Origin of the sequence: Siccirubricoccus deserti, from assembly GCF_014283215.1 — a bacterium.
Lineage (GTDB): Bacteria > Pseudomonadota > Alphaproteobacteria > Acetobacterales > Acetobacteraceae > Siccirubricoccus > Siccirubricoccus deserti.
In genome coordinates this window covers 1-6606 of sequence record NZ_JACOMF010000121.1, presented here as the reverse complement: position 1 = coordinate 6606, position 6606 = coordinate 1, and the positions used below count along the sequence as shown (strand labels likewise).

The following is a 6606-nucleotide window of genomic DNA, read 5'->3' as shown; positions in this document are numbered from 1 at the left end:
CTCAGCTTCTGGGATTACCTCGGCGCCAGGCTCGGCATCCCAGGCCAAGCCAGCATCCCGTACTTGCCCGACTTGGTCCGGCAGCGCTGCCAGCCCGCCTGACCACCACAGGTTTTGCCCCTCTTACCCCAAAATGCCCATAACCATGTGGGTCAGAACTGCCACAAACAGGCCGATTGAAACCACAATCAGCAGCAGATCGGCGCCAGGAGGTATGCGCAAGGGCATCAGCGGTCGCCGTTTCCAATTGCTCCAAAATTATATTTAAGGCTATAATTTTGATAAATCATCAATGCGAGATCAGCACGAAGCGATTGTGATTGGGTCTTATCGCGGGTGATAACACGAAAACGGAACCGATGCGCTCGGCATACTACCGGCGGCGCTAAACGTTGCGGCCCCATTTACCTGCTCCCGCTGGCTCTGCAGCGGTGCATTTTTAGCGCCCCCGCTGGCCCTCCGGCGGGGGCACATTTTAGCCCACCTGCTGGCTCTTAGACCGGGATGCAGGCATTATTGCGGGTGAGTATTTGCAGCGCGAGCAAAGGTTGGGGCCAACCCATGCCGCCAGAATGACTGCTGGGCCACGTTTCCGGCTCCGTAAACCGTGTACCATTCAAAGGTCAGCTTGAACTCGCGGTGTCGTGCGGCCTGTGGGAGGCTTGCTGAACCCTCGTGCGCTCGACGCGATCTTTCTGCCGAAAGGCGCGGTCTTCTACAATCGGCCCGGCAGATCGAACGGCATGGCTCGACAACGCATCCTAAACCGGTTGCTCTGGATCGGCTTCGGGCTGGTCGGGCTCCTCGCCGCTGCCACGCTGTCCTCTCCGCTTTGGCTCGGGCCGCTCGCCGAACACCAAGCCTCCGTAGCCCTCGGGCGCCCGGTTGAGATCGGGCGGCTGCGGCTGCGTCCGGGCAGCCCCGTACTGCTCACCGCGGACGACGTGCTGATCGGCAACCCCCGGGACTTCCCGCCCGGCGAGGCGCCCTTCCTACGCATTCCTCGCGTCACGCTACAGTTGGAGGCCGGTACCTACCTGCGCCGGCGCGAGATCATTATCCCCTCGATCGAGATGGACAGGCCGGTGGCCCACGTTATCTCGATGGCCGACGAGCGGAGCAACTTCGGCTTCGAACTCGGCGCAGACCGGAGCGACGGCGCAGCCTTCCCGAAGATCGGTGCCATGCGCGTCTCCGGCGGGCAAGCCCGAGTCTCGCTCGCAGGGCTTCGCGCCGAGTTCGAGGTGGTCGTCTCGACCGGGGACGCGGCAGGACCGGACGGCCATGCCATAACGGCAGAGGCGCGCGGCACCTACGCCGACCAGCCCATGGCCGCCACCCTGCTGGCCGGCGGGCTTCCGGGCCTCGGCGGCCCGTCCGGCGCCTGGCCGGTCGAGCTGCACCTGGCAAACGGGCCGACACGCGCCATCCTGAAGGGCACATTGCAGGCCCCACTGAACCCGCGCACCGCCGCCCTAGGCCTCCTGCTCGCCGGGCCGGACCTGGCCCTTCTCGCCTCGCTGACCGGCGTCCCGCTCCCGGTCACGCCGCCCTACGAGCTCGGCGGCAAGCTGGACTACATCGAGGGACGCTTCCACTTCACCGATGTGGCTGGGCGCATCGGGCGGAGCGATGTCGAGGGCATGGTGACCGTCACCCAAGGGCCGATCCGGCCCGAGCTAACGGCCGAGCTGCGCTCGCGGAGCGTGGACCTCCGTGACATCGCTAGCCTGCTCGTCGGCGGGCCGGGCCCGCCCGGGACGCCCGGCCAGACCCCGCGCCAGCAGGAGCACGCGACGCAGGCGCAGCGGGAGGCGAACTCTAGCCCGCGCTTGCTGCCCGATCGGCCGCTCAACATACCGAAGCTCAGGGGGGTGGACGCGTACCTCACCTACCATGCCGAGCGGATCCAGGGCCGGTCCATGCCGTTCGACGACCTCACCCTCCGCATGGACCTCGTGGACGGCACCGTGGCGCTCCGTCCGCTGAGCTTCGGGGTAGGCGCCGGGCGCATCGCAGCCGACATTCTGCTGACCCCTAGGGAGGAAGACACGGTGCAGGCGAAAAGCGAGGTCCGGTTCGAGCGGCTCGACTTCGCCCGCCTGATGCATGCGACAGGGACCTACCAGGGCGCAGGGGTGCTTAGCGGGACAGCGCGGGTCGAAGGCACGGGCGGGTCAATAGCGGAGATCCTGGGGCACGGGGACGGCGCGCTCCTCCTCTCCATGACGGGCGGCTATCTCAGCAAGCTCCTGGTCGACCTCGCCGGTCTGCGCCTCGGCAGCGCGCTGCTCGGCTCCCTCGGCGGCGAGGCGCGCACGCCGGTCAAGTGCTTCGTGGCCGACCTGCCGTTGCGGCGCGGCATTCTCTCCACCCGTGCCCTGCTACTCGAGACCGATGACGTGGTGATTGAGGGGCGGGGCGTCGTGGACCTGCGGCGCGAGCGCGTCGAGATCCGCCTCTGGACGGAGTCGAAGCGCCTGAACTTCGGGGCACTGCCGCTGCCGCTGCTGGTCAGTGGTACACTCAAGGCGCCGAGCGCGGCGCCCGACAGGACGGCGGGCGCGGGCGGCGGGATTGCCGGCGCGATCGCGGCGCTGCCCACCATTCGCTTCGGCATCGGCGACGATCCGCGCTGCGAAGGGCTGCTCCGGCGCGCGCGGCGTGGGCAGGCGACGGGCAGCGATGCGCCTCCTCGCGGCGAAAGCACCGGTGGCGGCCGTCGTTGAGAAGCCCCGACCTCCACAGTCGAGGCCACCGCAAGCCGACGCAACCTGTCCTGCCACAAGACAGGCAGCCGGTCGCGCCCGAGCCTCCGCCACCGGTTGTACATGTTATGCCAAATCCTGCTGATCAGAACCCATGTGCCCAGTCGCGCAGGCCGATGGACATGATGGTCCAGGGCTGCTCGACGAGCCGGTTCCAGGCGCGGCAGCAGTGGTCGACGATGTTGTCGTAGCAGCGGAAGATGCGGTTCGAGAGCCAGCCGGGCGCTGCTCGATGCTGTCCGGCGCCGCAGGGCTGATCTCCAGGCCGCAGCGCACCCGGCCGTCCTCGAACAGTCGGCGACGGCCGAACCATCGCCGCCGATGACCAGCGCCGAGCGGCATCAATGGCACCGGTGGCAGCGCAGCACCGAGATCCATGACGAGGTGCTCCGCCTCCACCGCGACGGCATGCAGATCAAAGCGATCGTGCGCAGGCTCAGGGTCGGGCGCAACACTGTCCGACGATGGTTGCGCGGCGCCGCACCGGAGCCCTACCGGCCACGGCGCAGCATGCTGGAGCCCTATCTTGATCTCCTGGAACGGCGCTGAGCCGAGGGCTACCACAACGGCGCCCTGCTCTGGCGGGAACTGCGCGATGCCGGGTTCCGGGGCGGCCTCCGTGTTGCGACCGAGTGGGCCACTCGCCAGCGGCTTGCTTCACGCCCGGGCCGTTCGACATCAAGCTTCACCGTGCCGCCGTCGCGGCGCGTGGCCCGAATGCTGACCGCTTTCCCAGCAACGCTGGATGTGGCCGAGCGCCGATACCTTGATCGGCTGCTTGCTGTCTCGCCGTCCCTTGCGCTCGCGCGCGACCTCGCCCTGCGCTTCGCTGCCATGGTCCGCGAGCAGCAGGAAGGCGAACTCGACCGCTGGCTGGCCGATGCGGAGAGCAGCGAGTTGCGTTCCTTTGCCACCGGCTTGCGGCAGGATGAGGCTGCCGTCAGGGCCGCCTTGGTGCTGCCATGGAGCAACGGGCAGACAGAAGGCCAGATCACCAGGCTCAAACTCGTCAAGCGGCAGATGTTCGGCCACGCCAAGCATGACCTCCTGCGAGCCCGCGTCCTACAGGCCGCGTAGTCCGCTATTCAGCTGCACCAAAACCCGTGGAGAGCCCCTTTTGGACGCCGATCCGGGGTCCTGATCCGACGCCGATTGACAGCGTTGCCTCGGACTTCGCCAGCTTGCTCGCCAATGCCTTCAGCGCGGTCGGCATGTTGGCGATCGTGCCGTAGTCGCGGACCTCGCCCCGCTTGCCCGTCGCGGCCAACGCCACCGCGATCGTCTCCTTGTGCACGTCGAGGCCGACATAGGTGATAGTCTCCGCCATGACCCGTCTCCTATGCATGGTGCACGCATGCGTGCACCGGTGCCGGACACCCGGCGCAACCCTCGCAACCTGCATACTGTGAGACGGGTCGCCCCCATCTCTGGCGGACATCTGGTCTAGGGGCTCGGGACGCTTGGTGGCGCGGAATCAGGCGCTCCCGCCGGGCCAGCAGCGTGCAAGGCTATGGACGTCCACGCGGGACAGCCTTGGGGAAGCTAGCCAAGCGTGCAGCATAGGCGCAGGCCACCTCGCAACATAGTGCGACCAGTCCGTGGACCCGGTGAATACCGATTGCCGCGCCGCCTCCGGCAAGGAGCAGTCGCGGCTGGCGGGCCAGGGGGCGCGGGTGACAACCAGGCTTGCCTCCATGACTGAACCCATTGCCGCAAGGATGGTGCAGGCGATGAGGCCGGCACGGCTGGCCTGCCGCACCCGCCCGACCGCTGGCGCGAGCAGTCCCGCTGCCGTCGCCACGGCAAGCACGACAAGCGGTGCGATGCCGCCGCGCATGGTCATCTCATTGCCGGGGCCAAAGACATAGCCCGGCAGCAGGCAGAGCATGACCACCGCCGCCACCAGCATTCTCCCCCGCACCAGGAGCAGCGCAAAACCCGCCCAGCACAGCACCTCGACTAGTAGGAACAGCAGCCATCGCCCGGCGGCCCATGCCTCCGGGTATTTCCAGAGCAGCGGGTAGTGCGGAATCCCCGCCGGATCGGCCAGGAGATACAGGCAGAGCGGCGTGGCGAATGCCGCGGCCAACAGGTTGACCGGTGCAATGGCCGCCCTCAGCGCCGCAACAGCACCACCTTGCAGCAGCACGACGAGAGTCAGGACGGATGCGCCGAACACGGCCAGCGGGCTCCAGAGCACGCCCGCCGCCAGCGGCAGAGCCGCAACCCGCGCGAAGCGGGGATCATACCCGTGCCGCAGCAGCAGGAGCGTCGCCAGCCAAGCCGGCAGGGCATGGTTGGGTGCCCAAAGCAGCAGCGTGACATGGCCGGAATACTGAAAGAGCTGCGCCCACCAATCGCCTCCGCGCCCCCAGCTGGCGAGCGGCCCTGCACCAGCTTTCCAGTCGAGCCAAAGATTTGGCACCATATCGAGGCCACCGAAGATGACGAAGAGGCTCGCAGTCACCACGCAGGCAATTCGTGCCTGGCCCGGCGGCGCCACATCACATGCGAGGCAGGACAGCAGCGCGAGCGTCAATGCCAGCCCCAGCCCCGTCCACGCCCATAAGGCCACCTGCGCCGCACCAAAGCCAAGCATCTGCCCAATAAGGGCCGCGGGCATGTAGTAGCCGAGTGGCGCCCGCAGCAGCCAAGCCTGGTCGCCTACGCCATAAACCAGCGGTCCAGGTCCGACCGTGAGATCAAGCAACACCGCATCCCGGATCTGCCAATCCGCGGCGCTGTAGAGGAGATGGTGGGTCCCAGTGGCTCCGCCCGCCCAAAGCAGGCCCAGGCACGCTAGGGTGGCGGCCCATCCGAAGGGCCAGGCACCACGCCAGCCCGGCGTCAGCACCAGTGCAGCCAACGCGAACGGCACCATGACCAGGGCCGCCCCGATGGCGAGCCAGGTGCCCAGGAAGATCACCGCCGGTGTCAACATATACGCGACGACAAGTACCGTCAGGCGATCCGGCGCTGCATGGCCCAGCGCTACATCCAAATCGAGCCGACGAGCCACGGCGGCCGAAGCCTCTCTTAGTCTTGTAATGGCCGGTGCACTCCCTTTTGGTCCAGGATGTTCCTCGCCGGCCGAACCATGATGCTACTCGTCGGCACTGCACTCGTTGAAGAACTACTGGCCACTCCGCTGCCACCGCGGCGCCGCCACGCCAGCATTTCATCCACTAATCTTGACCAACCAGCCTTGCACATAGCCTATTGGTAGCCGCCCGATAGGGGCAATCCAGCACCCGCAGCGGCATTTTGGCCGGACTGGCGTTTGATCCCGTAGCCGCGCGGTCCCGCTTCGTAGGAAAAACACAGCGCCGAGCCGGACTTCGCCAACTTGCCCGCCAATGCCTTCAGCGGCATTGCCAACTTGTTTGCTCAATGGTCATGCTGGGCCGCATTGCGCAACCGCTTGCGTCATCACACCGCCGTTCGGGCGCAGGTCTCCTGCTGCCAGACCTGAAAGGCCTCGGCGCGGGCACAGCGGTATTGTGCCGCCGTCATCAAGTGCCGCCGCGGGCGGAAGTGACCATAGATCATGCTGTGCGCCGACAGGAACCGCTGTGCCTGCACGGGTGACTTGAATCGCTGCATCTGGCGCTCGCGGCGCCGGGTCGGGCGGTGCGAGTTCTCGGCACGATTGTTGAGGTATCGGCTGGTCCGGTGTCGCACATCGGGCAGGACCTCGCGCTTCGCCGCGCCCTAGAGCGAAATCTGACCATTCAGAGTCGCTGAGGATTCCCGCCCGGCGCGAAATCTGATTCACCGTGCCTGCTGGGCACGGAGGCCAGCTTGCATGGCGAGAACCCTGTCCGAAGATCTACGCGCC

General features: G+C 67.0%; 5 protein-coding genes and 2 pseudogenes. 3 read left to right on the top strand and 4 right to left on the bottom strand.

What is annotated here, in order from left to right; translation table 11 throughout:
- The first annotated feature begins 662 nt into the window (after nt 1-662).
- A complete protein-coding gene (locus tag H7965_RS28200; protein ID WP_186773851.1) occupies nt 663-2729 on the top strand; it encodes an AsmA family protein in 2067 nt (688 codons plus the stop codon).
- Nucleotides 2730-2853: 124 nt separating this feature from the next.
- Here H7965_RS28200 and H7965_RS28195 read toward each other — a convergent pair.
- Nucleotides 2854-2985 (bottom strand): annotated as a pseudogene (locus H7965_RS28195) (IS630 family transposase); the annotation flags it as partial.
- A gap of 104 nt (nt 2986-3089) precedes the next feature.
- On the opposite strand from H7965_RS28195, the gene H7965_RS28190 reads away from it, so the two are divergent.
- Nucleotides 3090-3317, top strand: a complete 228-nt coding sequence (locus tag H7965_RS28190) for a helix-turn-helix domain-containing protein (RefSeq protein WP_222440870.1) — start codon at nt 3090-3092, stop codon at nt 3315-3317.
- 168 nt (nt 3318-3485) lie between these two features.
- Nucleotides 3486-3845 carry a transposase gene (locus H7965_RS28185; RefSeq protein WP_186773850.1) on the top strand — a complete coding sequence of 120 codons (360 nt, stop codon included), beginning with the start codon at nt 3486-3488 and terminating at the stop codon, nt 3843-3845.
- Nucleotides 3846-3849: 4 nt separating this feature from the next.
- On the opposite strand, the gene H7965_RS32125 is transcribed toward H7965_RS28185, so the two are convergent.
- The 3 genes and pseudogenes from H7965_RS32125 to H7965_RS32325 form a co-directional block, all read right to left on the bottom strand.
- Nucleotides 3850-4095 (bottom strand): hypothetical protein, encoded by a 246-nt coding sequence (locus H7965_RS32125; RefSeq protein WP_186773849.1) that lies wholly within the window; start codon nt 4093-4095, stop codon nt 3850-3852.
- A 147-nt stretch (nt 4096-4242) separates the two neighbouring features.
- Nucleotides 4243-5787 (bottom strand): hypothetical protein, encoded by a 1545-nt coding sequence (locus H7965_RS28175; protein ID WP_186773848.1) that lies wholly within the window; start codon nt 5785-5787, stop codon nt 4243-4245.
- A 410-nt stretch (nt 5788-6197) separates the two neighbouring features.
- Nucleotides 6198-6479 (bottom strand): annotated as a pseudogene (locus tag H7965_RS32325) (DDE-type integrase/transposase/recombinase); the annotation flags it as partial.
- Nucleotides 6480-6606 lie beyond the last annotated feature (127 nt).